A 26,696-nucleotide genomic window follows, 5' to 3' on the forward strand; every position below is an offset into this window, starting at 1 on the left:
GGCCGCCATGCTGGACGCGTCCCCTATTCGATCCGGAGAAGAGAACCGACGTGACCGACATCCTCGACGATCTCGCGTGGCGCGATCTGATCGCGCAGTCCACCGATCCGAGTGAACTGCGGGCGCTGCTCGCCGCGGGGCCGGTCACGCTCTATTGCGGATTCGACCCGACGGCGCCGTCGCTGCACGTGGGGAATCTGCTGCAGATCCTGACGCTGCGGCGGTTCCAGCTCGCCGGGCACCGTCCTATCGGGCTCGTCGGCGGCGCGACCGGGCTGATCGGTGACCCGAGCGGCAAGAGCGCCGAGCGCGTCCTGAACTCGACGGAGACCGTCGCCGGCTGGGTGGAGCGCATCCGCGACCAGGTGTCGAAGTTCCTGGACTTCGAGGGGGCGCACGCCGCCCGGATGGTCAGCAACCTCGACTGGACCGGCCCGATGTCGGTGATCGAGTTCCTGCGCGACATCGGCAAGCACTTCCCGGTGAACCGGATGCTCGCGCGCGAGACCGTCAAGGCCCGGCTGGACACGACCGGCATCAGCTACACCGAGTTCAGCTACGTCCTGCTCCAGTCGATGGACTTCCTGGAGCTGTACCGCCGGTACGGCTGCCTGCTCCAGACCGGCGGCAGCGACCAGTGGGGCAACCTGACGGCGGGCGTGGACCTGATCCGCCGCGCCGAGGGCGGTGTGGCCCATGCGCTGACGACGCCGCTGCTCACCAAGGCGGACGGCACCAAGTTCGGCAAGACGGCCGGCGGCGAGACGTACTGGCTCGACCCCGACCTGACGTCGCCGTACGCGTTCTACCAGTTCTGGATCAACGCCGACGACCGGGACGTCGAGAAGTTCCTCAAGGTCTTCTCGTTCCGCTCCTGCGAGGAGATCGAGGCGCTGCTGAAGGAGGGCGCGGACCGTCCCGCGCTCCGCCTGCCGCAGCGCGCTCTGGCGGACGAGATGACGACGCTCGTCCACGGCGCCGACGAAACGTCCCGCGTGACGGCCGCGTCCCGCGCCCTCTTCGGCCAGGGCTCGCTGACCGACCTGGACGAACGCACGTTGCGCTCCGCCCTGGCCGAAGTCCCGCGCACCGAGGTCACCCCCGACGCCCTACCGTCGGTAGCCGACCTGCTGGCGGCGTCCGGCCTCTGCAAGAGCAAATCCGAAGCACGCCGCGCGATCGCCCAGGGCGGCGCGTACGTGAACAACGCAAAGGTCGAGTCCGAAGACGCCGTACCGTCGACATCCGACCTCCTCCACGGCCGCTACCTGGTGCTGCGCCGAGGCAAGCGCAACATCGGCGGCGTAGAGGTCACCGGAGCCTGACGCGCGGAGCCCGGCATCCCTTCTCGGGATGCCGGGCTCTTTCCGTTGGGTGTGGGTCAGCCGAGTCCGTCGCGGACGGCCTTGATGAGGGCGGTGGCGTCGCCGTCGAAGTAGTCGCGGATGACGGCGTTCAGGACGGCGCGGGCGCGGGGGTTGGGCCTCGGCACGGGGTCGGGGTCGGCCGCGGCCGCGGGGTCGGGCCCGTTGCCGACCTGGAGCAGGTTGTGGATCTCGGACGCGTGGTAGCGCCGGTGCCCCGACGGCAGCGTGATCGGGTTGAGCGTCCCGGTCCGCGCCCACCGCGTGACGGTCTTCGGATCGACGCGGAAGAAGTTCGCGACCTCGGCCGGGGTGTAGAGGGTCGGCTGCTGGGGTTCTTCGGGCTTTTTGGTCATGGTGATGGGGTTCCGGTTCTCGGTCTCGGTTTCTGTTTTCGGGGACTTACGGGGCGGTCGCTTCCGGCGGACCGCCCTCCCCGACCGGTCCGCCGTTACCCGACCGCCCGGCCAGCCGCGCAGCCTTGCCGTCCTGGTGCTGCATGAGGGCTTTGAGGCCCTTCAGATCCAGCGCGACGACGACGTAGAGCAACCCGGCCCGCTCCTGCTCATGGGTGAGCGGACGCCGCAGGCTGCACTTCCACGTCCCGTCGAGCGCGATGTAGGGCCGCATCCACCGGCCCTCGGGCTCCCGGTACCCCGGCAGCGGCTCACGATGATCGATCCGAATGAACTCCCGGCGTTTCTCCGGCCCGCTCACCCGGCACCGCCAGATATTCCACCAATAGCGGCATAAGCCACATTGGTGATCTCACACCTGATCAAAACCCCTCCCAACCATCGGTGTCATGGTTGGAAAAGTTAAACCCGACCCCAGTCGGGTGTCATTGGCACTCTTGGAGAGAGCGTGCCGCAAGTACCCAAGGCCGTAGTACTCCGAGGTCAATAGGCCAGATGGATAAACTCGGCCAAATCTCGCATCTCTGGCGTAAGTGACCGCCGGCTGCGCACGATCTTGCCGAGGACGTCCCGCGCCATGCGCTGGTTGCCCAGCCATTCGGGACTGACCGACCGGACCTCCTGAAGGATTTCGAACGCATCGGCGTACCTCTTGAGCTGCACGTTCGCCTTGGCGACATCCAGCCGATGCCGGTTCCGGCTGGACGCACGCGCCCGAAAGCCCGACTTCGGAATGCGCTCCGACAACGCGAGGACCCGGTCCGGCCGGTCCTCGACCATGTAGTTCTCGACCCTCCGCGTAGCGACGGCGATCGGCCCGAACGTCCGCAACGGGTCCGAGACGGGGGCCAGCTCGTCCTTGATCGCGACCGCCGCAGCATGGGCGAACCGAAGGGCGTCCTCGGCCTCCCCGGGCTCGTTGTTCCGCGACGCGGCGGTCGAGACCCGCAAGAGCATCCCGCCCCACGCCGCAAGTTCCTCCGAGGTGGCACGCGAGATCCGGGGCTCGATGTCATCGGCCGCCCGCGCGGCGAGATTCAGCGTCCCCGCCAGGTCCCCCCGGCGCATGAGCAACCAGCACCGAGAGTTCGTCACGGCCGCCTGCTCAAGCCGTCCGGGAGCGTCGTCATAGGCGCGCCGCAGCGCGATCTCGGCGGCATCGAACTGCCGAGTCGCGATCATCAACAGCCCCGCGAGATGCAACACCCGCGACCGGACCGGCCGCCCCGCGCCCCCAAGAGCCTCGGCATCGCGAATAAGCGGAGGCAAGGCCGCCCCCAACTGCGCGTACTTGTTGTCGGTGAACAGCGGCTCGGCAGCGCCGACAGCACCCGTCACACCCGCGACGGTAGGAGCCTCCAGCGGCCCATCGGCCTTCCGCAGCAACGCGTCACGCACAGGCACCCAGACATCGGACGTGGCATCCGCCGCCTCCGGCGCGACAATCAGATCCGACGTGGAGACTTCAAGCGCCTTCGCGAGCTTGCGAAGCGTCTCAAGCCGGGTGTCCTCCCGCTCAGCCTGCTCGATCTTCCGAATCAACGACAGGGAAACGCCGGAAGCGGCAGCAAGCTCACGCTGCGTGAACCCCCGCCGTTTGCGGACGGAACGCAGCCGGTCCGCGAGGTTGGGCATGCTCATGCCCCCATCGTAGAGACCGAAATCATCTATCAGCGGGCCATCCGACCGAACGCAAAAATGCCCACAACCGCCAAAACCGTCTCTCTCCCGCAGGCGGCGCAAGCCCTCAGCGCCAAAAAACCTACGGAATGCCCGCAACCGGACCAGCCGGGGCGGGCGTGGCTGAGCCCTGTGGATCTATGTCTGGTCGAAAGTCCAGGCGAGCACCACTTGCTCGTCTTCCGGTGCGCCCCCGGCGCGGCTGTACGTCGCCAGTGCCGCCGCGTTGTCCTCTTCCGTGATCGTCCACATGCCGTAGCAGTCGCGTTCGCGCGCCAGATCCGCGAGCGCCGACGTCAGAGCCCGGCCGACGCCCCTCCCACGGAATGACTCGTCCACGCCCAACTCGTACAGGAACATCTCGGTGCCCTTGTCCGGGTGCGTCATCTCGACGCCGGTGACCATCCCCGCCGGGACGTCGTCCACGTAGGCGATCAGGAGGTGATGGCGCTCGTCTGCAAGGAACCGCTCGGTTGCCTCCGGTCGAGGAGGTGAGTCGAACAAATGCCCGGCATCCTTGACGGCCTCGACCTGAATGATGCGGCGGATCTCCATCCGGGGATCCTGACAGGTCTCGTCACGGAGGGCACCGGGTTTTTTCGTCAAAGCCCGTCCGGACCCGGGACCGGACTCCGCGCCCCAACCCCGCGATCTAGAGAACTGTCACACGGTCCGGCGGTCCGGCCGCGCGGGAGGCGGGCGGTGCTGTTCGCCTACGTCGGGCGGGCCGGGTGGAGTTCTGGTTGTCCGGTCGGCCGGTACACGTGGACGCTGGCGCCCTTTGCGTCGGTGTGGGAGCTGATGACTTCGAGCGCGGCGGGGGGCCCGTCGTCGGGGAACAGGCGCATTCCCTGTCCGAGAAGTATGGGAACGACGAGCAGCGTCAGTTCGTCTACGAGGTCGGCGGCGAGCAGCGAGCGGATCAGGGTCGCGCTTCCGTGCACCTGGATCTCGCCCGGTGACGATTCCTTCAGTTCCTTGATCGCTGTGGTCGCGTCCCCGGCGAGCAGTGTGACGGGTCCCCACGATGGTTGCTTGAGGCTGTTGGACGCGACGTACTTCTGCGCCCCGTTGAGCGCTACCCCGATGGGGTGCGCCCGCATCTCCGGCCGGGTGCCCCAGGTCTCGGCGAACATCTCGTACGTGCGCCGCCCGAACAGGAACGCGTCCGCCCGCTGGTAGGTCTCGGTGATCATCTCGCCGGTGTCATCGGCAAATGCTTTCCTCGGGAGTCGCGTGACCGTTGCCCTGCATCACACCGTCCACGGTCACCTGCGTCATCGTCGTCAGCCCCATGCGCCCATCCTGGGCGCGCACGGCGGCCCGCGGCAACCAGCGTGCCGGAACGGCAACAGCGCGCCGCCGCATCCTGCCCACCCCTAGCGATCGCGGACGGCGATCCGGAGAAGTGCATCAGGGCCTCGTCGAATGGCGAATTAGCAGACCTTTTTCTGGAGCCGTTTCTTGGGGCCCGGCCCCGGGTCTAGCACGGTTTGGCGGCGTGTGCCAGAGGGCGTCCTGACCATGGGTGGACATTAAAGTGCGCGATCAGTTGCGAGTCGGCAACGAAATGGCGGTGATGTTGATGGGCGGTTCGGCGGAGCGGACGTTGGCGTTGTACCGTCCGTCCCGAAAGGCCCCCATGCATCCTTTTTCTCGGCGTCGCCCGTGGCGTGCCGCCGCCGGTCTGGCCGCGGCCGTCGCCCTGCTGCTCGGATCGAGTTCGGCAGCCGCGAACGTCACCCTCACCACGATCGGGTCCGACCCGTTCGCCAACTCCACCAGCCAGCACAAGACGCAGGTCGAGCCGGACACGTTCTCCTACGGGACGACGATCGTCTCGGCGTTCCAGACCGGCCGGTTCTTCGACGGCGGCGCGTCCGACGCCTGCTTCGCGACGTCCACGAACAGCGGCGGCAGCTGGACCCAGGGTTGCCTGCCCGGCGTCACCAAGTTCAACGGCGGCGGCATCTACGACCGGGTCAGCGACGCCGCCGTCGCCTACGACGCCCGCCACAACGTGTGGATGATCTCCACGCTCGCGCTCACCGACACCGGCGGCGTGGTCGGCAAGGCCGTCCTGACCAGCCTGTCGACCGACGGCGGCCTCACCTGGCCGACGGTCGTCACCACGCGGCTGGCCACCGGGAGCGCGAACCTCGACAAGAACTGGATCGTCTGCGACAACACCTCCACCAGCGCGTTCTACGGCAACTGCTACACCGAGTACGACGACAACGGCGCGAGCAACCGCATCCACATGTCGGTGTCGTCCAACGGCGGGACGAGCTGGACCGACCACACCCTGACCCAGACGGGCCTCGGCGGCCAGCCGGTCGTCCGCCCGAACGGGACCGTCATGGTGCCGTACGAGAGCAACAGCGGACAGATCCGGTCGTTCCGGTCCACCAACGGCGGCTCTACCTGGGGCAGCTCGGTGACCATCTCCACCGCCCAGGTCCACACCACCGCCGGCGGGCTGCGGACCAGCCCGCTGCCGTCCGCGGAGATCGACGCGGCGGGCACCGTCTATGTCGTGTGGCAGGACTGCCGGTTCCAGTCCGGGTGCGCGGCCAACGACGTCGTCCTGTCCAAGTCGACCAGCGAGACGACCTGGAGCACCGTTACCCGGATCACCAGTGACGGCGGAGACCACTTCATTCCCGGCATTGCCGTCAACCCCGCCACGTCCGGCGGCTCCGCGGCCCTCGCCGTCGCCTACTACCGTTACGCCACGCCCAGTTGCTCGGCGAGCACCTGCCAGCTGACCGTCGGCTACACCTCGTCGGCCAACGGCGGGACGTCCTGGAGCGCCCCGACCCAGCTTGACGGCCCGTTCGGCCTGTCCCTCATCGCCGACACCAGCCAGGGCCGGATGGTCGGCGACTACATCTCCGTGTCGATCTCCGGCGGCCTGGCCTGGCCGGTGTTCATGCACGCCCAGACCCCGTCCGGCGCCGCCTTCGACGAACACGCCGTGACCCCGTCGACCGGGCTCCCGGTGACCGGTGGCGCCATCGCCGCCGTCGACGGCCCCGTACAGGTCACCGGCGGCCACAACCTGCCCGTCAACGGCCACAAGCACTGACCGCCCGACAGTGAGAGAGACCCGGCCGGGGACAGCCCGGCCGGGTCTTCGACACCCGTTCAGGTGCCAGGGAGCTGGATCTGTCCGACTGGATCATTAGTCTTTCGGCCGTGAGTGGCGACGTTCGCAGGACTTCTTCGGCATCAGATTCGGCGGGGGCGGAAGGGTGCTCGTCCGCCCGGATCGCCGCCGTTCCTGTGGAGGGTGTCGATGCCGAGCCGTGGCGGGTGCTGTGGGCTACCGGTTCGCAGAGTGATTCGCAATTCGAGATGAACCCGTCCGGTCATACCGACGGTGTCAGTGCGGTGGTGACAAGCGTCTCGGACGGTCGGCACGTCGTGGTCACCGGCAGCAAGGACCAGACAGTTCAAGTGCGGGACCTGGAGACCGGGCGGCCGGTCGGTGGGTCTGTGAGCGGTCTGGACGGCAGGGTGTGGGCAGTCGCGGCGGTGGACGGGCGGCCGTGCGTCGTTACGGCCGGTGACTGGGCGGTCCGGGTGTTGGACCTGGCCACCCGGAAGTGGGCCGACGAGTTGCCGGGGATCGATGGTGAGGCGTGGTGTGTGGGCACGGCCGTCGTCCACGGGCGAGCGTGCGCGTTCGCCAGCGATGATGACGTGTCCGTGCGGGTCTGGGATCTGGTCAGTGGAGAACAGGTCGGCGAGCTGACCGGACACGACGACTTCCTGATGGCCGTCGAAACTTTGATGGTCGATGGCAGGCCTCATGCAGTGGCCTGTACGAGCGGCGGTGAGGTCTGGACGTGGGATCTGACCACCGGAGATTCGGTGGGGGAGCCCCTGGAGGGCCACGACGGCGAAGCGTGGGCGATCGCGACGGCGGACGTCGGTGGGCGGGCGCACGCGATCACGGCCGGGTACGACGCCACCGTGCGCGTGTGGGACCTGGTCGCCGGGCGGGAAGTCGGCGGGCTTGTCGGCCACGACGGCACGGTGTCGGCGGTGGTGACCGCGGTGACCGGTGGAGAACTCCGGGTCGTCACGGGCGGTTCGGACGGAACCGTGCGCCTGTGGGAGCCCGCGACCGGGCGGCAGGTCGGCCGGGAGCTGGTGTTCCCCGCGCCGGTCCACGCGCTGACCGTGGCCCCGGACGGCTCGCTCGTGGTGGCCTTCGGCGGCGACGTCGCCGTCCTGCACAGGCTGGGGCGGTAGTCGAACGTGCGGCGGTACGGGTCGATATCGCGGTAGTGGCCGGAGCCGGACGGGGCCGGACGGGACGGGAGTCACGGGGTTACCGTGCGCGCACGGGGCGTGCCGATGACGGGGGCCGCCCTCGCCGGGGCGTGTGAGCGGTCCGGCGCATCCGCGACGCGGCCAGGGGGTTCGCGATGGCGTTGGTGGTCACGTTCGCAGGGAAGGTTCCGCTGGGCGTGCCCGGCGCCGATGCGGCGTTGCGCGTCTGGTCGTACACGGTGACGGGGAGTCCGCCGGATCTGATTCCGGGGCAGCGGGTCGCGCTCGCGCTCCCGGCGGACGTCGATCTGCGCGATCCCGGTGCTTATCCGACGGTGGCGGCGCTGCGCGGCATGTTCGTGGAGCACGGGGACGCCATCAGCCGGCAGTACGCCGGCAGGACGGTCACGCCGACCGGTCCGCAGACGATCGCGTTCGTCGCGCCGGCCGGGCAGGCGGATCGGGAAGTGTTCGTCGTGACGGCGCAGACCGGGAAGCCGTGGACGGTCGTGCCGTTCGCGACGAGCACCGGCGGCACCGCCGACAACGTGAAGACGATGCCGGCCCCGGCCCGCGCGTCCGGCACGGGCAGCGGACGCCCGGTCGCCGAGTTCGCGGGCACGCTCCCGTACGCCAGCGAGATCTTCGGCGTCTACCAGCCGCTGGCCGGGTGGTTCGGGACGAACGCGTCGCTGCGGTTCGCGGCGGCCCTCGGCCTGGAGCAAGCGGACCGCGCCGCGTTCACCGGCGACGACGCCCGCGGCCTGGCGCATCCGGTGCTGGCGGCGCTGGCCGCGCAGGATCCGCCCGCGCAGGGCGTGCTGTCCCCGGTCGGCCTCGTGAACCTGTTCCGGCAGTACTTCTTCGAGTTCGACACGTTCCTCGGCCCGCCCGCCGGGCACCTGTGGCTCAGTCCGGGCGGGACGGTCGAGGTCGTCGAGTCCACCACGCGCCGCACGCTCGTCGAGCGGACGGCCGAGCAGTCCGAGGAGACCGACCGCCGCACCGAGGAAACCCTGACCGAGCAGGACGACGTCGCCGACGCGGTGAAGCAGGAGAACGCCAACGACACCAAGCTCGGCGCGAGCGCGAGCGGCGGGGCGTCGTTCGTCGGGATCTACCACGCGGACGCCAGCGCCAGCTTCAGTTCCGACACGACGACCAAAAAGTCCTCCGAACAGACCCACAAGCACACAAGGACGCAGAGCGCCAAGGTCAGCAGCGAGATCAAGAGGAACTTCAAGACGACGTTCAAGACCGTCACCGAGACGACCGACACGACGAGCCGCCGCTACGTCGTCCAGAACACGACGAGTTCGCTCCTGAACTACGAGCTGCGCCGCAAGATGCGCAAGGTCGGCGTGCAGGTGCAGCACATCGGCGAGCAGTTGAGCTGGCAGGTGTTCCTGGGGGCGGGAGCGTCGGCGACGAGCAAGGTCACGACGCCGCCCGGACGGCTGCTCGGCCTCGGCGAGCTGGTCCACGTCGTCCCGGCGCCGGACCTGACGTCGTTGCGGGAACCGCAGAAGCCGCCGCCGCTGGAGCGCAAAGAGGCGAACTACACGTGCGTCTTCAACATCCAGATGTTCCCGATCAACAACAACAACCCGCCGCACAACGACGCGTACTGGAGCCGCATCGACGAGAACACCGGACGGATGGGACGCGGTGAGGAGGACGAGTACATCGTCGGGAACCTGACCGTCAGGCCGAGCCCGCCCGCCGAGGGCTACACCCTCGACCCGGACCCGGGGCTCATCCGGTTCGTGTCCTGCAAGTCGGCGAACGGCTCCGACACCGCGTTCGACGCGCACTACAGCGTGGACGGCGCCGATCCGGCCGTCATCACGATCAAGGTCGACCACGTCAGCTTCGGCGGCACGGGCGCGGTGACGCTCGTCCACTCCCTGACCTGGGCGCCGCCGACGACGGACGCCGCGCACCAGGAGTACGACGCGGCGAAGAAGCGCTATGACGAGCAGGCCGCCGAACTCCAGCGCAAGGCGTACGGGGAGGCCGTCCGGACCCGGCTCGACCTGGTCAGCGGCGTCCGCCCCCGGCCCGCCGCCGACCTGCGCAAGGAGGAGCGGCAGGCGGTCTTCACCAGCCTGATCGAGCAGTTGCGGCTGATCCCGGAGGACCCGCATCTGGAGGCCGAGCTGATCCGGCAGATCTTCGACGTCGACCAGATGCTGTACTTCGTCGCGCCCGACTACTGGCGGCCCGGCCACCTCGCGGACCCGGCGAAGGCGGGCACCGCCGGCCGCTACCCCGTGCCGAGCCCGGTCTGGACGACCACCGACGCCGATCCGCTCGCGGGGGAGACCGTCCTGAGCTGGTACGCGCACACCGGCGCGAACAAGGCGGCCCCCGCCGATCCGCCGGCGGACGACGAGTACCGCGTCAACTACCTCGTCACCGAGAACACCCAGCCCGCGCCGATGGGCAGCTCGCTGGGCTGGCTGATCCAGATCGACGGCGACGAGCGGCGCAACGAGTTCCTGAACGCGGCGTGGGTGAAGGCGGTGCTCCCGATCCGTCCGGCGCACGAGCGCGAGGCGCTCGCCTGGCTCGCGAAGGCGGGCGTGGAGGGCGAGGCGGGGCTCGGGCTGCCGTACCCGTTCCAGCCGGGCGACCCGCCGGACTACCGGGACAAGACGGTCGGCCAGGTGCTGGACCTGCTCGCCGCCGAGCTGGCGGCCAAGAACGGCGACGTCGGCAACACGCTCGCGACCGAGAAGGTCTTCGAGACGGGCTTCGACCCGCTGGACGGCGGGTTCCGGCCCGCCGAGCAGTACAAGATCTTCGACCAGTGGATCGAGGTGCTGCCCACCGACCAGGTCGTCGCGGTCGAGGTCCAGTACGACCCGAAGACCGGGCAGCAGCTTTGAAACTGCGGGTGTCGTGGGCCGCCCGGCCGCACTTCCTGCTCGACCGCCGCCACCCCGCCGGGAAGCCGGACGGCGCCGTCTCGCTCGACGTCTTCAGCGACCTGACGGCCGGGCGGCCGTGGCACACGCCGGGGAGCGGCCTGCCGTCGCTGGCGGTCGAGATGGACGAGACGGCGGTGACGTTCGACGTCCCGGCCGACACGCCGCTGCGGCTGGAGGTCGCGATCGACACGGTCGTGGACGGCCGGTCGTGCCGGTCGCTGGAGGTCGTGCAGCTCCTGCGGGTCGCGCCGTCGGGGGCCGTCGCGTTCCAGGAGCACGCGCTGACCCGCTACCACGTCGACCTGCGTCCGTCCGGCGGCGCGAACACCGTGCCGGGACGCAAGCCATTCGTCCACGCGAGCGGCACGCCCGTCTTCACCGGACGGCACCCGCTGCTCACGACCGACGGCCGGGGCCAGCCGCGCGTGCTCGCCGACTTCCTCGACGTCACCGCGCTCTGGTGGGACCTGCACTACCGCGACACGCCCGTTCCGCAGGACACCAAGGCCGTATCGACCTGGGATTTCTGCCCCTGGTACCTCGATCCGGCGTGCGGCGGGCGGCCGGACGGGCTGCGCGTCCTCGCCAGCACCTGGGGGACGCCGCTGCTGTGGTTCGCGGTGGTGCCGCCGAGCGCCGAGCGCGAGCTTCCGGCGGGGACGAAGATCGGCGGGGCCGTGTTCTTCCGTCCGGTCGCGAGCGCCTACGCCTACGCGTCGGACGCCAAGAAGGGGCTCAGCACGCCGGTGCACGCCAAGACCGGCATGGAGCACCTGGCGCACTACCTGCTGCGCGGACGGAACCGGGTGCAGGCCGCGTCGGTCGTCCACTACAGCCCGCGCAGCGCGGAACTGTACGACTTCGCGTCGGGCTTCCACGAGCCGGACAAGCCGGTGCCGAAGCCGAGCGGACGGCTGCCGTCCCTGCCGATCGGCGTCGAGGACCAGCTCGCCCGGTCGGCGGCGCGGCTGCTTCCGGCGGCCAAGGAGCAGCGGGTCCTCTTCCTGCCGTGGCCCGCGGCGCCCTCGCTCGACGGCGCGTACGCGAACGCGCTCCTGCCCGGGCTCGCGCCGCACATCGGGCAGGCGCTGCACCTGCTCGCGGCGCGCGGCGCGATCGGCGGCGCGAACCAGGCCCTGGCCGGACGCGACGGGATCGCGCCGATGGCCCTCGGCGGCGCGTCCGGCGCCCTGGCCCTCGACCCGCTGCTGTGGATCGCGGGCTACAGCCTGGGCGGCGTCGCGGCGAGCCGGACCGTCATCGCCAATCCGGCGGACGTGTCCCGGTTCGTCTCCGTCGACGACGGACGGCTGCCCGCGAGCGAGGACGGGCTGGTCAACGCGGCCCGTCAGGCGGCCCGCGCGGGACGGAGACTGCGGGCGCTCGTCGTGCATTCGCCGTACACGGGGCCGCCGCCGTACGCCACGCTGGCGGCCCTGCGCTCGGCCGGGGCGGACGCCGTCCTGCTCCCGCGCGGCGACTACACCGCGTTCTGGGCCGCGCCGCCGTTCACCGCGCCGTCCTGGCGGCAGTACGTGCTCGCCGACTGGGACGGCGCGCCGGACGTCGTCCGCACGGACGTCCGCGAAAACGCCGGCCGGTACTCGGCCTGGCACCACGAGTTCGCCGCGTACGGCGGCGAGATCTTCACCAAAGAGCCGCAGAACGCGGCCACGCGCGGCTTCCTGGAGGAGTGCTTCGGCCCGTGATCAGGGGACGAGGCCGAGTTCCTGGGCCTTCTGGCCGGCCTGGAAACGGGAGTCGGCGTTCAGCAGGAGCAGGATTTCGGCGACGCGGCGGCGGTAGGTGCGCAGCGAGAGGTTCAGGTGGCGGGCCGCCGCCTCGTCTTTGAGGCCGCGGGCCAGGAGGCGCAGGATGTCGCGGCTCTCGGGCGAGAGGGACGGCGTGCGGTCCGCGCGGAAGGACGCCAGGGTGGGTGATTTCTCCCAGGTCGCCCAGTACAGGGAAAGGATGCTCGCCACCACCGCCGGTTCTTCGACGAGCGTGTAGGAGCGCACTCCGCGCGTCGGCGGCCCGGCCATGATCGCGAACCGGCGGTCCATGACGATCGTCTCGTGGGGGAGCGGGGTGAGGCAGATCCGCACTTCGACGCCGGCCGCGCTGACCTCGACCAACGCGTGCTCGTCGGCTTCGTCGGCCAAGGCCTTGGGCGTGTAGAGCTTGCAGACGCGGCTGCCCGGCGGGCGCTGCGAGCGGATGGCGCGGAGGCGGTCGCGGGCGGACGGCGCCGTCCACGTCCACATGTCCTCGGCGGCGCACACGAACTCGTCGCGGACGTCGCCGAACAGGTGCGCCGCGTGCTCGAAGAGGGCCTGCTCGCCCTGGACGGTGATGCTCATCGCTCCTTCAGTCTGCCCCGCGCGGCGATGTGGCAGCAAGCTGCCAGCGGTTCGACCGGACGTCCCGCCGGGGGCGAGGCTGAGCGCATGACGAACGACACCTGGACCCTCGGCGACCGGACGATCCGGCGCCTCGGCTTCGGCGCGATGCGGCTCCCGCTCGCGCCGGACCGCGACGCGGCGGCCGGCGTGCTGCGCCGCGCCGTCGAACTCGGCGCCGACCACATCGACACCGCCGCGTTCTACTTCATGAACGGCCTGGCCGCCAACGACCTCATCCGCGACGCCGCGCTCGGACCGGAGATCACGGTCGCCACGAAGGTCGGCCCGGCCCGGGCGCCGGACGATCCGTTCCCGTCCGGACAGGTCCCGACGGGTGCGCTGCGCGGCGAGGTGGAGCGCAACCTGCGCGAACTCGGCCGGGACCGGCTCGATCTCGTCTACCTGCGTCCGGGCGGCATCGACGCGCCGACCGAGGACTCCATCGCCGAGCGGTTCGAGGTCCTCGCGGCGCTGCGCGAGGAAGGGCTGATCCGGCACCTCGGCGTCAGCCACGTGACGTTGCCGCAGCTCGACGAGGCGCGCCGGATCGCGCCGGTCGTCGCCGTCCAGAACCGGTTCGACGTGTCCCAGCCCGCCGACACCGCGATGCTGGCCGTCTGCGAGCGCGACGGCATCGCCTACGTGCCGTACTTCCCGCTCGGCGGGTTCGGGCTGCCCGACGACCCGCGCGTCGCGAAGGTCGCCGAACGGCTCGGCGCGACGGTCCCGCAGGTGCTGCTGGCCGGGCTGCTCGCCCTGTCCCCGGCGGCGCTCGCGATTCCCGGGACGTCGTCGCGGGCGCATCTGGAGGAGAACATGGGCGCGGCGGGCCTGCGGCTCACCGGCGCGGACGTCGCCGAACTCACCGGCTGAGTCACACCAGCACCACCATGGCCCGGCGCAGCGGTTCGGGCAGCGGATGGCCGGGCGGCAGGCGGCGCACCGTCGCCTCGGCGAACTCCTCGGGCGACAGGTCGGCGGACGCGCCGTCCAGCGACACCCGGTAGCCGCCCGGCTTGTCCTCGACGTCCACCGGGACGTCCGCTTCGTCCAGCGTGAACAACCCGAACCGTGCCCGCCACGCGGCGCGCCCCGCCTGCTCCTCCGGCCGGACGGGCGCGTCGATGTCGTCGGCGTGCGTGGCGTACTCGACGGCGAAGTGGAACGTCTGCAACCCGACCGGGTACGGGCCGACCACCGTGGGGAGCATCGCGTCCGGGCCGAGCGCCCGCATCCGCCGCCGCGTCTCGCCGTTCTTCTGCCGCCATTCGGCCACGACCTCATCGACCGGCAGGCCGCGTCGCGTCGCCACGGACCACTCGGTGAAGGCCTCCACGTCGTCGATGCGCTCGCGTCGCATGATGCCGTTGAAGTTGTCGAGATCGTCGTTGAGGCAGGCGTGGTTGTAGAGTTCCGAGCCCGCCAAGTGGGCGACGACGTCCCGCCGCGACCAGCCCTCGTCCCGGGTCGGACGGTCCCAGTCGGCGCCGTTCAGCAGGGTGAAGTAGGCGTCGAGCCGGGCGGCCTCGGTGTCGAGGATGTCGAACGGATTCAGGCCGTCGAGAATGCTCGTGTCCATGGCTGACGCCCTGCCCGTCCGGCCCCGGATGAATCACCCCAGGTCAGACGTCCACGAACGACTGCGGGACGAACACCTTCAGCGCGTTCCCGTGCAGGACGATCCGGACGGGCGTCCGCCCCCGGATCTCGCCGTCCACGTCCACCGGCAGCGGCGGCTCGGTGCTGACGCTGACCTCGCCCGCCGTGTGGAACGCCTCCTCGCCGAGCGACCGCCACTGCCCGGTCAGGACGTGCCGGACGGTCGCCGCCGCCAGCCGCAGCCGCCGCCCGTCCCCGAGCCGGTAGACGGCGAGCAGCCGGTCGTCGGGCCCGGCGTCGCGCGCGATCCGCTGCCCGCTGTGGTGCGCGCCGTTGGCGATGTTGAGCTGGTGCGTCGTCAGATCGAAGCTCTCGTCCCCGATCCGGACGGTCGCGCGGAACGGCCGGTGCCCCGGCAGCAGCCGCGCCGCCGTCAGCGCGTACGCCGGACGCCCGAGGACGCGCTTCAACCCGTGCGGCACGTGCTCGGCGACCCGCACCGACAGGCCCAGGCTGACCATGTTGGCGAAGATGTGGCCGCGCCCGTCCGGGTCGTCGGGGTCGTCGGTCCCGGCGAACCAGCCGACGTCCACGTCCGCGACCTTGCCGTCGAGCAGCACCCGCACGGCGCGGGCGGTGTCCATCGGGAGTTCGAGCGTGCGCGCGAAGTTGTTCGTCGTGCCGAGCGGGAGGACGCCGAGCGCCACGTCCCGGTGGGCGAGATGGCTGACGGCCGCGGCGATCGTCCCGTCCCCGCCGCCGACGACGACGAGGTCCGGCTTCAGCGCGAGGACCTCGGCGAACAGCGCGTCCAACTTCGCCGGATCGGTCACCGGGACGACGCGGGCGAAGTCCAGCCCGGCCTCGGCGAGCAGCCGGCGCACGACCGGCAGCCGGCGGCGTCCCCGGCGGGACCGGGTGTTCACCATCAGCACCGCGCGGCGGCGGTGCGGGTCGCGGACGGCTGCCTCCAGTTCGGACTTGCTGCGCATCTCGGCGGACGCTCCCTCCGTCCCGGTCACCCTATCCGGCGCGGAGGCGTCCCTCAGTGGTCGCAGCGGGCCGGTCCCGCGTGCTCGTGCCGGTCCCCGTCCGGCTCGGCGACGTGCCGGGGGCCGTGCGGGTCCTCGCAGTGGAACTCGTCGTCCACATGGTCGACTTCGAGGGTCGTGTGGGTGATGCCGTAGTCGTCGCGCAGCAGGGTCTGGAGGTCGCGGCGGACGCCGTGGCAGTCGCCCGCCGCGTCCACCAGCACGTGCGCCGACAGCGCCGGGTAGCCGGAGCTGACCTCCCAGACGTGCAGGTCGTGGACCTCCCGGACGCACGGCCGCGCCGCCAGCCGCTCGCCCAGCTCCGCCGGGTCCAGCCCGGACGGCGCCGCCTCCATCAGGACGCGTCCCGCGTCGCGCAGCAGCCCGTACCCCGCCTTGACCATCAGCGCCGCGACGACCAGGGACGCGACGGCGTCCGCCCGCGCGAAGCCCGTCCGCCATACGACGAGCCCGGCGACGGCCGTCGCGATGAACGCGTACAGGTCGTTGAGGATGTGCTGGAACGCTCCCTCGACGTTCAGGCTCGTCCGGTTCGCGCGGCTGATCAGCCAGGACGCGCCGACGTTCACGACGATCCCGACGAGCGAGGTGATCAGCACCGGCAGGCCGTCCACGCCCGGCGGATGGACGAGCCGCCACACGCCCTCATAGACGAAGTACACCGCGAGCAGGATCAGCGTCAGGCCGTTGAGCTGCGCGGACAGGATCTCGGCGCGGCGCAGGCCGTAGGTGTAGCCGCCGCGCGGGGGACGCGCCGCGATCCGCATCGCGACCAGCGCGAGGACGATCGCGAACGCGTCGGTGAGCATGTGCGCGGCGTCCGACAGCAGCGCCAGCGACCCGGCGGCCAGCCCGACGCCGACCTCCCCGGCCATGAACGCGAGGATCAGCGCCAGCGCCCCGGCCAGCGGACGGCGGTCCCCGCCCGCGGTGACCCCGTGGCCGTGGCCGTGCCCCGCGCTCATGCGTCCTCCCTCTCGTGGCCGACGTGGGCGAGCGCGAGTTCCAGCAGCAGCCGGACGTGCGTGTCGTCGAGCCGGTAGTAGCCGTGGCGTCCGTCCCGCCGCACCCGCACCACGCGGCTCGCGCGCAGCAGGCGGAGCGCGTGCGACACCGCCGACTCCGACTGGCCGGACGCGACCGCGAGGTCACGGACGCACATCTCGCCCCCTTCGAGCAGCGCCGTGAGGAGCCGCAGCCGGCCGGGGTCGGCGAGGAGGCCGAACACGTCCGCCAGCTCGGCGACCGTGTCCGCGCCGGGGAGCGCCGCGATCACCCGGGCGACCTTCGCCGGCTCGACCGGACGTGCCATGGCCCCCGGCAGGGCAACGTCTGAACCACTGCTCATATGAGCGAATGTAGTACATGGAGCGGTCCTCCGGCCAGTGGGGCGCCGTGCCTACCCGGCGGCCGGACGTGAAAACGGCGCCCGTCGGCATGGGCCGAGATCTGCCGGGATGCGGTTATTTCACACTGCCCGGACGGGCCGAGTGTAATGCCGCGCGGGTGGCGCGTCGATTGCCTTTCTTATGCGGGCTTCGTGTCGTCTCATCAGGGATTTCGTTGTGTATATCGGTAATTGTTGCAGAAAGGTCGGGCGCATTCGGTGGCCGTCGCGTCCGGACTTCTCGCCGCGGACGTCCTTTCCGTTATTCTTCGAGGCGCGGGGGCGGGCGCCCCCGGCGTACCTGTTTCCTTTCACCGGCCGCGGCCGGTCACCGCGGGGGATGGCGCATGGTCGAACCGGCCCCTCTCGGCCCCGGCGATCCCGTGCGGCTGGGCGATTTCCGGATCCTCGGCCGGCTCGGGGCGGGCGGTCAGGGCACCGTGTACCTCGGCCGGGCCGAGGGCGGCGGACCGCCCGTCGCCGTCAAGCTGCTGCACGCCGAACTGCTCGGCGACGCGACCGCCCGTGCCCGGTTCGTCCGGGAACTGGCGTTGCTGCAGCGCGTCGCGGGATTCTGCACGGCGCAGGTCCTCGACGCCGACCTCGCGGGGGACCGGCCCTACATCGTCAGCGAATACGTGCCGGGCCCGTCGCTGCGGGACCTCGTCCGGTCGGCCGGACCCCGGACCGGCGGGGACCTCGACCGGCTCGCCGTCGGCACCGCGACCGCGCTCGCCGCCATCCACCGCGCCGGGGTCGTCCACCGCGACCTGAAACCGCGCAACGTCCTGCTCGGCCCGGACGGTCCGCGCGTGATCGACTTCGGCGTCGCCCGCTTCCTGGACGCCGGATCGACCGTCACCGGCCCGCTCGTCGGCACCCTCGCCTACATGGCCCCCGAACAACTCGACGGCGGCACCGCCGGACCCGCCGCCGACATGTTCGCCTGGGCCGCGACGCTCCTGTTCGCCGCGTCCGGCCGGGACGCCTTCGCGGGCGGCCCACTGCCCGCCGTCATGTACCGGATCAAGCACGAGACACCGGACCTCGGCCCGCTGCCCGGCCCGGTCGCCGACTTCGCCGCCGCCTGCCTCGCCAAGGACCCGCGCGAGCGCCCCGACGCCGAAACCGTCCTGCTCGGCCTGCTCGGCGACCTGGGCCCGTCCCGCACAACCCCCGCAGCCCACGCCGCGCCGGGCACCGTCCCACCCGCCTTCGGCCGCTCCAACCCCGCCCGAACCCCCACCACCCCACCACCGCCCGCCGCCCAAAACCTCGGCCCCGCACCAACCGCACCACCCGCATCACACAGCGCGCCCGCACCCAACCAGCCCGCCGCACCCAACGCGCTGCCAGCACCGAATCCGGCCGCCGCACCCAACACGCCCGCCGCGCCGAGCGCGCCCGCCGCGCCCAACGCGCTTCCTGCTCCGAACGCGGCCCCGGCACCCAACGCCGCGCCCGCACCCAACGTTGTTCCCGCTCGGGACACGGAGGCTGCGCCCAACGCGGCTCCCGCTCCGAACGCGGCTCCCGCGCGCGACGCGGCTTCCGCTGCGAACGCCGTTTCCGCGCGGGACGCGGAGGTTGCCCCCAACGCGGCCTCCGCGCCGGACGCGCCGCCCGCGATGCCTGCACCGGCCGCGGTGGTTACGCCGGAGGCGGAGCTGCCTACGCGGGACGCGTCCTTCGAGTCCAACGCGGCGCCCGCGCCAGCCGTGCCGCCCGCGCGGGACGCGGTGCCCGCGCGGGACGGGGTGCCTGCACCGGGCGCGGCGCCTGTACCGGAGGCGCTGCCTACGGGCGACGCGTCCTCCGCGTCCAACGCGGTGCCTGCGCCCGACGCGGTGCCTGCGCGGGACGCGGTGCCTGCGCGGGACGCGGTGCCTGCGCGGGACGCGGTGCCTGCGCGGGACGCGGTGCCTGCGCCGTGCGGCGGGCCTGCGTGGGAGGGCGGTGCTGCGCCCGGCGCTGCGTCCGCGCGGGACGTAGAGCTTGCGCCGGACGGTGAGGCCGTGCCGGGCGCTTTTTCTGCGCCGAGCGATGCGCGTGCGCGTCGTGGCAATGTCGCGCGGAGCGGTGAGGGTGCGCCGCGCGCGGCATCTGCGCCGGATCACGGATACGGCCCGAACGGCGTGCCCGCGCCGCGCAGCGAGGCGGCGCCGGGCGGTGAGGCGGCGCCGGACGCGGGGTCCGCGCTCGATCCCGGGGCTGCGCGGGACGCCGTCCCGGCGCTCGAAACTGCGTCCGCGCCGGGTGCCGCGCCTGCTGCGCACGCCGCGTCGGCGCGCAGCGGGGCGCCTGCGCCGGGCGGTGGGGGTGTGCCCGCGCGCGAGGCGGCGTCCGCTGGTCCTGTGCCTGACTCTGTCCTTGAGCCCGCGTCGCCGTCAAGCGCCGCGGCCGCGCCGGGTGCGGCGCCTGCCGCGCACGCGCCTGCCGCGCACGCGGCGGACGGGCGCGGTGGGGCGCCCGCGTCGGGTGGCGAGGGCGCGCCGGGTTTTGCGCCGCAGGCGGCTGCTGGTTGTGCGCCTGACTCTGGTCCTGCGGGCGCGTCGCCGTCGGCCGAGCGGGGCGGCGCGTCGGCGCCCGTCTCCGCGTACGCGTCCGGCGCGCCGCCGCATGCCGCATCCGGCGGGGCTCCGGGCGCTGCGCCGACGCCGCACGACGCGGACGTGCCGGAGGGCGGGACTGTGCCGTACGCGACGGGTGCGCCGGACGGTCAGTCGGCGCCTCCGCATGAGGGCGGGGGCGCGTGGGACGGGATCTATCGCGGGCCGGAACGGCGGCGGGCTCGCGGCGGGCGGCTCGGCGCCCGGCCGCCGCTGCGGAGCGCGTCCGCGCCTCCGCCCGCGCCCGCGCCGACGCGTGGGCCTTCGTCCGCGCCTGCGCCTGCGCGTGGACCTGCGTTTGCGCCTGGGCGCGTGCCCGTGATCGCTCGGCCGCGGCATCGGCGGCCGGCGCGTGGGTTGCCGCGGTCGCGGGCGGCTGCCGCCGGGCTGGCGCTCGCCGCCGGGCTGGCCGTCGCGGATCTCGGCGCGGGGCTGATCGGCGGGCTCGTCGACGGGCCGGTGGCGCGTACGGCCGCCGATGTGACCGCGACCGGGCTCGGCACCACCGTGGTGATGATGCTCGCGTTCGTCACGCTGGTCGCGGTGCCGGTGGCGTGGCAGGGAATCCGCGCCGCCGCGTGGGCGGCTGCCGCCGCGCGTCTCGCGCGGCTCGTCCTGTGGGCGCTGTTCGGCGCAGCCGAGACGACCGCGACGACCGTCTACACCGCGCTGACCACCGTCGCCGTCATGCTGCTCGCACGTGCGCTCAACCGTCGCGCCCGGCGAACGCCGTGAGGCCGTGGGTTCAGGTGTTGTGGCTGGCGAACGGTGTGAGGTCGCGGCGTTCTACTGCCGCCGCCATCAGGTCGGGGAAGCGGTCCGGGGTGCAGGCGAAGGCGGGGACTCCCAGGGCCGCCAGGGCTGCCGCGTTTTCGGCGTCGTAGGCGGGGGCGCCGTCGTCGGAGAGGGCCAGGAGGGCGATCACCGTGACGCCGGACGCGGTCAGGCGGGCCACGCGTCGCAGCAGTTCGTCGCGGACGCCGCCCTCGTACAGGTCGCTGACCAGGACGAGAATCGTGTCGTCGGGGCGGTCGACCAGGGACGAGCAGTACGCGACGGCGCGGTTGATGTCGGTGCCCCCGCCCAGCCGCGCGCCGAACAGGACTTCTACCGGGTCGTGCAGGTCCGGGGTGAGGTCCACGACGGACGTGTCGAACACGACCAGCGACGTCCGCAGGGAACGCAGCGACGCCAGCACCGCGCCGAACACGGAGGCGTATACCAGGGACGCCGCCATCGAGCCGCTCTGGTCCACGGCGAGGATGACGTCCCGTTTGATCGCCTGCTGGCGCCGTCCGTAGGCGATCAGCCGTTCGGGGATCACGGTGTTGTGTTCGGGCAGGTAGTTGCGCAGGTTCGCGCGGATCGTCGCGCCCCAGTCGATCTCGGCGGGACGGCGCGGGCGGGGCGTGCGGGCCGTCCGGTCCAGCGCGCCGCCGAGCGCGGAGCGGGTGCGCTGCGCGAGCCGTCGTTCGAGGTCGGCGACGACCCGCGCCACCACGGCCCGCGCCGACTCGCGCGCCCGGTCGGGCAGGAGGCGGTGCAGGGACAGCAGCGTGCCGACGAGATGGACGTCGGGTTCGACGGCGTCCAGCATCTCCGGTTCGAGCAGCAGGCGGGTGAGGTCGAGGCGTTCGATCGCGTCCCGCTGCATCACCCGGACGACCGGCGTCGGGAAATAGGTCCGGACGTCCCCGAGCCATCGCGCGACCGACGGCGCCGAGTCGCCGAGGCCCGCGCCGCGCCGGCCGCCGCGCCCGCCGGGACGGGACCCGTAGAGCTTGTGCAGCGCGGCGTCCATCCGGGCGTCGTCGCCGGTCAGCGTCGCGCCGGTGCCGTCGTCGTCACCCCCGAGGACGAGCCGCCAGCGGCGCAGCCGTTCGGTGTCGGGAACGTCGGTCATGCGGGGGCCTCCCAGCCGAGGATGCGCAGGACGGTCGCGGCGGCGGGGTCGGCGCGCGACGGATCGGGGACGTCCCCGGAGCCCGGCCCCGCGGTCCGGCCCGGACGCCGCACCCGCTCGCCGATCGCCCGCCGCTCCGCCGACCCGTAGCCGCCGAACGTGCGGCGCAGCAGCGGCAGGACGGTCCCGAACGTCTCGGCGGGCAGCCCGGCGAGCCACTCGTCCAGCAGCCCGAGCAGCGCGTCGTCGTGGACGAGCACCACCCCGCCGTCTGCGAGGAACCCCTCGATCCACGCGGCGGCGCGGTCGGCGGGCGCGCCGGACGACACCGCGCGGGCCATGCGCCCCGATGCGTCCGGCAGCCGGCCCGTGTCGAGCAGCAGCCGCGTGACGCGCCCGTCGATCAGCCCGTGCAGGCCCGGCCGCCCGAGCAGGTCGGTGAGCGCGCCGAGCCAGGCGTCGCGGTGCCCGGCCGCGTCGTCGCCGAGCAGGGACAGCGCCTCGTGGACGGCCCCGATCCCGGCGAGCAGCGCGCGGGCCGCGTCGTCGTCCAGGCCGGTCGCGGCGCGCGGCAGGCCGACGCGGATCCGCACGGCGAGGCCGTCCACGACCGTGCGCAGCGGCGCGGGGTCGGTGCCGCGCACGTCGCCGTACCGCAGCGCCCGCACCAGCGCGGGCAGCGCCGCCATCAGGTGCGCGGTGCCCGGCTCGACGGCGGCGCGGTCGGCGAGGACGCGCATCACGTCCGGCAGCGCGGCGCCGAGGTCGGCGAGCAGGCACCGTTCGGCGAGCGCCGTCAGGTCGGCGAGGGAGTCGGCGTGGACGGCGAGGTCGCGGGCGCGGGCCGCCGCCGCGTCCGCCACGGTCGTGCCCCACACCCCGGCCTCGATCAGCCGGACGTCGAACTCGGGCCGCCAGCGGACCGTCCACGCCTCCCGGAACGTGCCGCGCGACCGGCTCGCGCCGGTGTCGGGGACGCCCCACTCCACGTCCAGCAGCCGCAGCCGGTGCAGCAGGCGGCTGCGCTCCAGGTCGTTCGGGACGCGCAGGTCCAGGTCGAGGTCCTTGTCCTCCGCCGACGGCTTCAGCCGCAGCCGCCGCTGCGCCGCCACCAGGTCGCGCTGGAGCGGGACCATCGGCGTCGCGTCCGGCACCGCGCCGAGCCGCTCCCCGACGACCAGCCGCTGCGCGACCAGGGCGACCGGCTCGTCCGCGCCCCCGCACAGCACCGCCCGGACGGCCTCGGTCACCTCGTCCAGCCCGGCCAGCGGACGGCCGCGCAGCGCCGCGAGGGCCTCTGCCAGCCGCACCGCCTCGATGACGTCCGCCGACGAGACGTGCAGGTCCTCCGCGCGCAGCACCCGCGCCGCCGCCGTCAGCCACCGCTCGACCGGACGGTCCGGCGCGGTGAACAGGTGGTGGTACCAGCCGGGGGAGCGGACGCCCGCGCCGTAGCCGGACCAGCCCGCGAGCCGCCCGTGCGTCCACGGCACCCAGGTCAGCGCGACCTTCGCGCGGGGCAGGCCGCGCAGCGTCCGGTCGTCGTGGGCGGCGGGGATCCCCGCCAGCAGCGCCGGGACGTGCCACGCCCCGCACACCACCGCGATCCGGCGGAACCCGTCGCGGCGGGCGCGGCGCAGCGTCCGCCGCATGAACGCCTCGCGGCACGCCTCCCGGCCGGACACGGCGCCCGGCGTGACGGGGCCGCGCAGCTCGGCCATCGCCTCGGCGATCGCCGGGAAGGGGGACGGGCCGTCCACGCGGTGCTCCACCACGTCGTCCCACCAGCGCTCGGCGTCGTCGTAGCCGGCGGCCTCGGCGAGCGTCGCCAGCGGGTCGACGCGCGGATCCGACGCGTCGCCTGGTTCTTCCTCGTGCGCGAGCCGGTGCGCGGCGGGCAGGTCGCAGAACCGGACCGGCACGCCCGCGCCGGCCGCGTACCGCAGGGCCTGCCATTCCGGGCTGAACTCGGCGAACGGCCAGAACAGCGCGCGGCGGCCCGGCTCGGCGCCCTCGGCGTAGGCCAGCAGCGCGACCGGCGGCGCCATGTCCGGATCGGCGGCGAGCGCGACGAGCGCGTCGGCCTCCGGCGGCCCCTCGATCAGCACCGCGTCCGGCGCGAACGCCGCCAGCGCCCGGCGCACCGCGCGCGCCGACCCCGGCCCGTGGTGCCGGACCCCGTACACCTCCACGACGGCCTGCGCGGCGTCCGGTTCGAGGACCGCCGGGCTGGTCACGCCAGTTCCCGGCAGGCCCGGTAGAAGTCGCTCCACTCCGGGCGCGTCCGCACGACCGTCTCCAGGTACTCCTGCCACGCGACCGCGTCGGCGGACGGGTCCTGCACGACCGCGCCGACGATCCCGGCCGCGACGTCGGACGGGCGCAGCGTCCCGTCCCCGAAGTGCGCCGCGAGCGCGAGCCCGCCCGTCACCACCGAGATCGCCTCGGCGGTGCTCAGCGTGCCGCTCGGGACCTTCAGCGTCGTCCGGCCGTCCGCCGAGTGGCCCGACCGCAGCTCGCGGAACACCGTGACGACGCGCCGGATCTCGGCCAGCCCGGCGGGCGCGGCGGGCAGCTCCAGCGCCGTCCCGAGCTGCTCGACGCGCCGCGCGACGATCGCGACCTCGTCCTCGACGGTCTCCGGCAGCGGCAGCACGACCGTGTTGAACCGGCGGCGCAGCGCGCTCGACAGCTCGTTCACGCCCCGGTCCCGGTCGTTGGCGGTCGCGATGACCGTGAAGCCCGGCCGCGCCTGCACCTCGGTGTTCAGTTCCGGGACGGGCAGCGTCTTCTCCGACAGCATGGTGATCAGCGCGTCCTGGACGTCGCCCGGCATCCGGGTCAGCTCCTCGACGCGCGCGACCGCGCCGCGCCGCATCGCGCGCAGCAGCGGGCTCTCCACCAGCGCCGCCGCCGACGGGCCCTCGGCGAGCAGCCGCGCGTAGTTCCACCCGTACCGGACGGCCTCCTCCGACGTCCCGGCCGTCCCCTGGACCAGCAGCGTCGAGTCGCCGCTGATCGCGGCGGCCAGATGCTCCGACACCCACGTCTTCGCGGTGCCCGGCACGCCGAGCAGCAGCAGCGCGCGGTCGGTCGCGAGCGTCGCGACGGCGACCTCCACCAGCCGGCGCGGCCCCACGTACTTCGGGCTGACCACCGCGCCGCCCGGCAGTTCGCCGCCGAGCAGGTAGGCGGTGACGGCCCACGGCGACAATTTCCAGCCGGGCGGGCGCGGCCGGTCGTCGTGCTCGGCGAGCAGGGCGAGTTCGGCGGCGAACTCCTGTTCGGCGTGCGGCCGCAGGACGTCGGTCACGGATGAAGCTCCTTCACCATGGCGTGGCGGTAGCGCAGGGTCGCGACGAGCGCGTCCCGGACGGTCACGGTCTCGGGGGTGCCGAGCCCGGCGAAACGGTCGGCGTAGCGGTCGGCCAGGGCCGGGTCCAGGCGGTGCCCGGCGTCGCGGGCGAGGGCGCGCAGGGCGGTGTTCGCCGTCCCGGCCGGACGGTCCAGCAGGGTCGCGATCGTGCCCGCCACCGTCGCGGCGAGGTCGCCCGTCCAGGGGGACGGCAGCCGCGCGAGGACCTGCTCGGCCAGCACCTTCGGGTCGGCGATCCAGCGGACGAGCCCGGCCGCGGCCCCGGCCCGTTCGGCGGGCGGCAGCACCCCGGCCAGGTCGGCGAGGACGGCGGGGGCGTCCAGCAGCACGCCGCCGTCCAGCAGGGCCCGCGCCCACACCGCGTCGCGCTGCCACAGCGCCGCGCGGGCCAGCCCGAGATGGACGTCGCGGGCGCCCCGGCCGGGCTCGGCGCCGCTGGTGACGGGCAGCGCGAGGATCTCGGCGGGCGGCAGGGCGAACACGTCCGGCCAGGTCGCGAGCGGGGTGCGGGCCAGGATCTCGCGCAGCCACGCCTGCTGGGGCGCCGGCGTGCGGCCCGGCGCGAACGACCCCTCGGGGTGGAACGGGACGCCGTCGCGGGCCATGCCCTCGTCGTGCTCGGCGGGCGGCGTGACCGCGATCCACGTCTGGGCGCGTCCGCGCAGGGTGCGGCGTTCGGGCCGGACGCATCCGCGCGCCCGCACCGCCATCCGCGCGCCGAGCGCCGAGCCGGGCAACTGCGCCAGCAGCGCCGCCGCCGTCGCGCGGACCTCGCCCGCCCGGTCGTCCAGCGCGGCCTCCAGGAACTCCTCGTCGGCCGCCGACAGCCCGGTCGCGAGCGCGGCGGCGAACTCGGCGCGGTCGGGGGCGCGCTCGCCGCGCCACACCGCCGCGAGTTCCGCGCGCGCCCGGTCCGGATCGGCGCGGCGCGACCGGGCGAGGTGGGCGACGCGCTGCTCGCGCGTGCCGGTGGACCAGACGCCCGGGTCGTCGGTGCCGGGATCGGCGGCGAGCGCGATGACGTACGCCCAGCGCGGGTTCTGGAGCGCCAGCCACACGCCGCGCCGCCCGACGACGGCCGCGAGGTCGCCGCGCAGGTCCCGGTGGGCGCGCTCGCGGCCGAGGTCGAGCAGGTGCGGGACGGCCCGCGCGGGCGCCCGCAGCCCCCGCGCCGCCGCCAGCCGCAGCCACTCCGGCAGCAACGCGGTGCGGCGCCCCGCGAGCAGGTCGTCCAGCCGGTCCGCCGCGTCCGCCGGCACGACCGGCAACTCCTCGGCCGGCGCGGGCGCGACCGGATCGACGCCGCCGCGCCCCGGCCGGACCCCGGCCCGCCGCCGCACCGCGAGCACGGCCGCCTGGTCGAGCAGCCGCCCCGCCGGATCCCCGCCCGCGGGCGCCCCCGCCAGGACGGGCGGAACACGCCGCGCCGTCCCGAGCAGCGCCGCCCCGACATGCTCGTCCCACACGCGTGTTTCCCGCTCGCCTGCGGCGCGCTCTGAGCCGCGCGCTTCCCTCGTCACGTGCTCGCTCGTTCCTCGCTGCGCGCGTTCCTCAGTCCAGCGCGCGGCGCGCGCCTCCGGCTCGCTCACTGTGCTTCCCGCGAGCCTGCGGCGCGCTCGGTGCCGCGCGCTTCCCTCGTCGCGTGCTCGCTCGTTCCTCGCTGCGCGCGCTCCTCAGTCCAGCGCGCGGCGCGC

General features: G+C 73.3%; 21 protein-coding genes. 7 read left to right on the forward strand and 14 right to left on the reverse strand.

What is annotated here, in order from left to right; genetic code table 11:
- The first annotated feature begins 50 nt into the window (after nt 1-50).
- Complete coding sequence (gene tyrS, locus BTM25_RS22115) at nt 51-1,325, forward strand: tyrosine--tRNA ligase (RefSeq protein WP_103564917.1); 1,275 nt, start codon at nt 51-53, stop codon at nt 1,323-1,325.
- A 56-nt stretch (nt 1,326-1,381) separates the two neighbouring features.
- On the opposite strand, the gene BTM25_RS31025 is transcribed toward tyrS, so the two are convergent.
- The 5 genes from BTM25_RS31025 to BTM25_RS22140 form a co-directional block, all read right to left on the reverse strand.
- Complete coding sequence (locus tag BTM25_RS31025; protein ID WP_103564918.1) at nt 1,382-1,720, reverse strand: helix-turn-helix domain-containing protein; 339 nt, start codon at nt 1,718-1,720, stop codon at nt 1,382-1,384.
- Between the two features lie 46 nt (nt 1,721-1,766).
- Nucleotides 1,767-1,994 (reverse strand): hypothetical protein, encoded by a 228-nt coding sequence (locus tag BTM25_RS22125; protein WP_205648215.1) that lies wholly within the window; start codon nt 1,992-1,994, stop codon nt 1,767-1,769.
- A 269-nt stretch (nt 1,995-2,263) separates the two neighbouring features.
- Entirely contained in the window at nt 2,264-3,421 is a 1,158-nt protein-coding gene (locus tag BTM25_RS22130; RefSeq protein WP_103564919.1) for a helix-turn-helix domain-containing protein, read from the reverse strand.
- Between the two features lie 177 nt (nt 3,422-3,598).
- Nucleotides 3,599-4,015, reverse strand: a complete 417-nt coding sequence (locus tag BTM25_RS22135) for a GNAT family N-acetyltransferase (protein ID WP_103564920.1) — start codon at nt 4,013-4,015, stop codon at nt 3,599-3,601.
- A gap of 158 nt (nt 4,016-4,173) precedes the next feature.
- Nucleotides 4,174-4,656 carry a dihydrofolate reductase family protein gene (locus tag BTM25_RS22140; protein ID WP_235828565.1) on the reverse strand — a complete coding sequence of 161 codons (483 nt, stop codon included), beginning with the start codon at nt 4,654-4,656 and terminating at the stop codon, nt 4,174-4,176.
- Between the two features lie 446 nt (nt 4,657-5,102).
- Between BTM25_RS22140 and BTM25_RS22145 the strand changes: the two genes are divergently transcribed.
- The 4 genes from BTM25_RS22145 (at nt 5,103) to BTM25_RS22160 (ending at nt 12,383) form a co-directional block, all read left to right on the forward strand.
- Complete coding sequence (locus BTM25_RS22145) at nt 5,103-6,548, forward strand: sialidase family protein (protein ID WP_205648216.1); 1,446 nt, start codon at nt 5,103-5,105, stop codon at nt 6,546-6,548.
- 110 nt (nt 6,549-6,658) lie between these two features.
- Nucleotides 6,659-7,720: a WD40 repeat domain-containing protein gene (locus tag BTM25_RS22150; RefSeq protein ID WP_146059106.1), complete on the forward strand. Its 1,062-nt coding sequence runs from the start codon at nt 6,659-6,661 to the stop codon at nt 7,718-7,720.
- Nucleotides 7,721-7,896: 176 nt separating this feature from the next.
- A complete protein-coding gene (locus tag BTM25_RS22155; RefSeq protein WP_103564922.1) occupies nt 7,897-10,632 on the forward strand; it encodes a hypothetical protein in 2,736 nt (911 codons plus the stop codon).
- Nucleotides 10,629-12,383: a hypothetical protein gene (locus BTM25_RS22160; RefSeq protein WP_146059107.1), complete on the forward strand. Its 1,755-nt coding sequence runs from the start codon at nt 10,629-10,631 to the stop codon at nt 12,381-12,383. Before BTM25_RS22155 ends, BTM25_RS22160 begins: the two co-directional genes overlap by 4 nt.
- Here the strand turns inward: BTM25_RS22160 and BTM25_RS22165 are convergent, their stop codons facing one another.
- Nucleotides 12,384-13,034 carry a helix-turn-helix transcriptional regulator gene (locus BTM25_RS22165; protein WP_235828566.1) on the reverse strand — a complete coding sequence of 217 codons (651 nt, stop codon included), beginning with the start codon at nt 13,032-13,034 and terminating at the stop codon, nt 12,384-12,386.
- Between the two features lie 87 nt (nt 13,035-13,121).
- Between BTM25_RS22165 and BTM25_RS22170 the strand changes: the two genes are divergently transcribed.
- On the forward strand, nt 13,122-13,949 hold the full coding sequence (locus BTM25_RS22170; protein WP_103564924.1) for an aldo/keto reductase: 828 nt from the start codon (nt 13,122-13,124) through the stop codon (nt 13,947-13,949).
- A gap of 1 nt (nt 13,950) precedes the next feature.
- Here the strand turns inward: BTM25_RS22170 and BTM25_RS22175 are convergent, their stop codons facing one another.
- Genes BTM25_RS22175 through BTM25_RS22190 form a run of 4 tightly spaced genes read right to left on the reverse strand, consistent with a single transcriptional unit; the run spans nt 13,951 to nt 17,075 of the window.
- The gene (locus BTM25_RS22175; RefSeq protein WP_103564925.1) at nt 13,951-14,655 is read right to left on the reverse strand and encodes a maleylpyruvate isomerase family mycothiol-dependent enzyme; all 705 of its coding nucleotides are present in this window, start codon (nt 14,653-14,655) and stop codon (nt 13,951-13,953) included.
- A gap of 43 nt (nt 14,656-14,698) precedes the next feature.
- On the reverse strand, nt 14,699-15,667 hold the full coding sequence (locus tag BTM25_RS22180) for a diacylglycerol/lipid kinase family protein (RefSeq protein WP_103565293.1): 969 nt from the start codon (nt 15,665-15,667) through the stop codon (nt 14,699-14,701).
- A gap of 53 nt (nt 15,668-15,720) precedes the next feature.
- The gene (locus BTM25_RS22185; protein WP_103564926.1) at nt 15,721-16,692 is read right to left on the reverse strand and encodes a cation diffusion facilitator family transporter; all 972 of its coding nucleotides are present in this window, start codon (nt 16,690-16,692) and stop codon (nt 15,721-15,723) included.
- Nucleotides 16,689-17,075, reverse strand: a complete 387-nt coding sequence (locus BTM25_RS22190) for an ArsR/SmtB family transcription factor (RefSeq protein WP_235828567.1) — start codon at nt 17,073-17,075, stop codon at nt 16,689-16,691. The genes BTM25_RS22185 and BTM25_RS22190 overlap by 4 nt, the downstream gene beginning before the upstream one ends.
- Before the next feature lie 386 nt (nt 17,076-17,461).
- On the opposite strand from BTM25_RS22190, the gene BTM25_RS22195 reads away from it, so the two are divergent.
- Complete coding sequence (locus tag BTM25_RS22195; RefSeq protein WP_168212205.1) at nt 17,462-20,458, forward strand: serine/threonine-protein kinase; 2,997 nt, start codon at nt 17,462-17,464, stop codon at nt 20,456-20,458.
- Nucleotides 20,459-20,468: 10 nt separating this feature from the next.
- On the opposite strand, the gene BTM25_RS22200 is transcribed toward BTM25_RS22195, so the two are convergent.
- The 4 genes from BTM25_RS22200 to BTM25_RS22215 are packed head-to-tail and all read right to left on the reverse strand — an operon-like array spanning nt 20,469 to nt 26,468.
- Complete coding sequence (locus BTM25_RS22200) at nt 20,469-21,626, reverse strand: VWA domain-containing protein (protein ID WP_103564929.1); 1,158 nt, start codon at nt 21,624-21,626, stop codon at nt 20,469-20,471.
- Nucleotides 21,623-23,863, reverse strand: coding sequence for a DUF5682 family protein (locus tag BTM25_RS22205; RefSeq protein ID WP_103564930.1), 2,241 nt, complete (start codon nt 23,861-23,863; stop codon nt 21,623-21,625). Before BTM25_RS22205 ends, BTM25_RS22200 begins: the two co-directional genes overlap by 4 nt.
- Nucleotides 23,860-24,939: an ATP-binding protein gene (locus BTM25_RS22210; RefSeq protein WP_103564931.1), complete on the reverse strand. Its 1,080-nt coding sequence runs from the start codon at nt 24,937-24,939 to the stop codon at nt 23,860-23,862. The genes BTM25_RS22205 and BTM25_RS22210 overlap by 4 nt, the downstream gene beginning before the upstream one ends.
- Entirely contained in the window at nt 24,936-26,468 is a 1,533-nt protein-coding gene (locus BTM25_RS22215; RefSeq protein ID WP_103564932.1) for a DUF5691 domain-containing protein, read from the reverse strand. Before BTM25_RS22215 ends, BTM25_RS22210 begins: the two co-directional genes overlap by 4 nt.
- Nucleotides 26,469-26,696 lie beyond the last annotated feature (228 nt).

It is taken from the genome of Actinomadura rubteroloni (assembly GCF_002911665.1).
Taxonomy (GTDB): domain Bacteria; phylum Actinomycetota; class Actinomycetes; order Streptosporangiales; family Streptosporangiaceae; genus Spirillospora; species Spirillospora rubteroloni.

Coding starts and splice junctions, on each gene's coding strand:
- BTM25_RS22180 (WP_103565293.1), bottom strand. CDS start 15,667: ATGCGCAGCAAGTCCGAACTGGAGGCAGCCGTCCGCGACCCGCACCGC.
- BTM25_RS22190 (WP_235828567.1), bottom strand. CDS start 17,075: ATGAGCAGTGGTTCAGACGTTGCCCTGCCGGGGGCCATGGCACGTCCG.
- BTM25_RS22185 (WP_103564926.1), bottom strand. CDS start 16,692: ATGAGCGCGGGGCACGGCCACGGCCACGGGGTCACCGCGGGCGGGGAC.
- BTM25_RS22140 (WP_235828565.1), bottom strand. CDS start 4,656: ATGATCACCGAGACCTACCAGCGGGCGGACGCGTTCCTGTTCGGGCGG.
- BTM25_RS22175 (WP_103564925.1), bottom strand. CDS start 14,655: ATGGACACGAGCATTCTCGACGGCCTGAATCCGTTCGACATCCTCGAC.
- BTM25_RS31025 (WP_103564918.1), bottom strand. CDS start 1,720: ATGACCAAAAAGCCCGAAGAACCCCAGCAGCCGACCCTCTACACCCCG.
- BTM25_RS22195 (WP_168212205.1), top strand. CDS start 17,462: ATGGTCGAACCGGCCCCTCTCGGCCCCGGCGATCCCGTGCGGCTGGGC.
- BTM25_RS22125 (WP_205648215.1), bottom strand. CDS start 1,994: ATGCGGCCCTACATCGCGCTCGACGGGACGTGGAAGTGCAGCCTGCGG.
- BTM25_RS22165 (WP_235828566.1), bottom strand. CDS start 13,034: ATGAGCATCACCGTCCAGGGCGAGCAGGCCCTCTTCGAGCACGCGGCG.
- BTM25_RS22130 (WP_103564919.1), bottom strand. CDS start 3,421: ATGAGCATGCCCAACCTCGCGGACCGGCTGCGTTCCGTCCGCAAACGG.
- BTM25_RS22145 (WP_205648216.1), top strand. CDS start 5,103: ATGCATCCTTTTTCTCGGCGTCGCCCGTGGCGTGCCGCCGCCGGTCTG.
- BTM25_RS22135 (WP_103564920.1), bottom strand. CDS start 4,015: ATGGAGATCCGCCGCATCATTCAGGTCGAGGCCGTCAAGGATGCCGGG.
- BTM25_RS22170 (WP_103564924.1), top strand. CDS start 13,122: ATGACGAACGACACCTGGACCCTCGGCGACCGGACGATCCGGCGCCTC.
- BTM25_RS22155 (WP_103564922.1), top strand. CDS start 7,897: ATGGCGTTGGTGGTCACGTTCGCAGGGAAGGTTCCGCTGGGCGTGCCC.
- BTM25_RS22200 (WP_103564929.1), bottom strand. CDS start 21,626: ATGACCGACGTTCCCGACACCGAACGGCTGCGCCGCTGGCGGCTCGTC.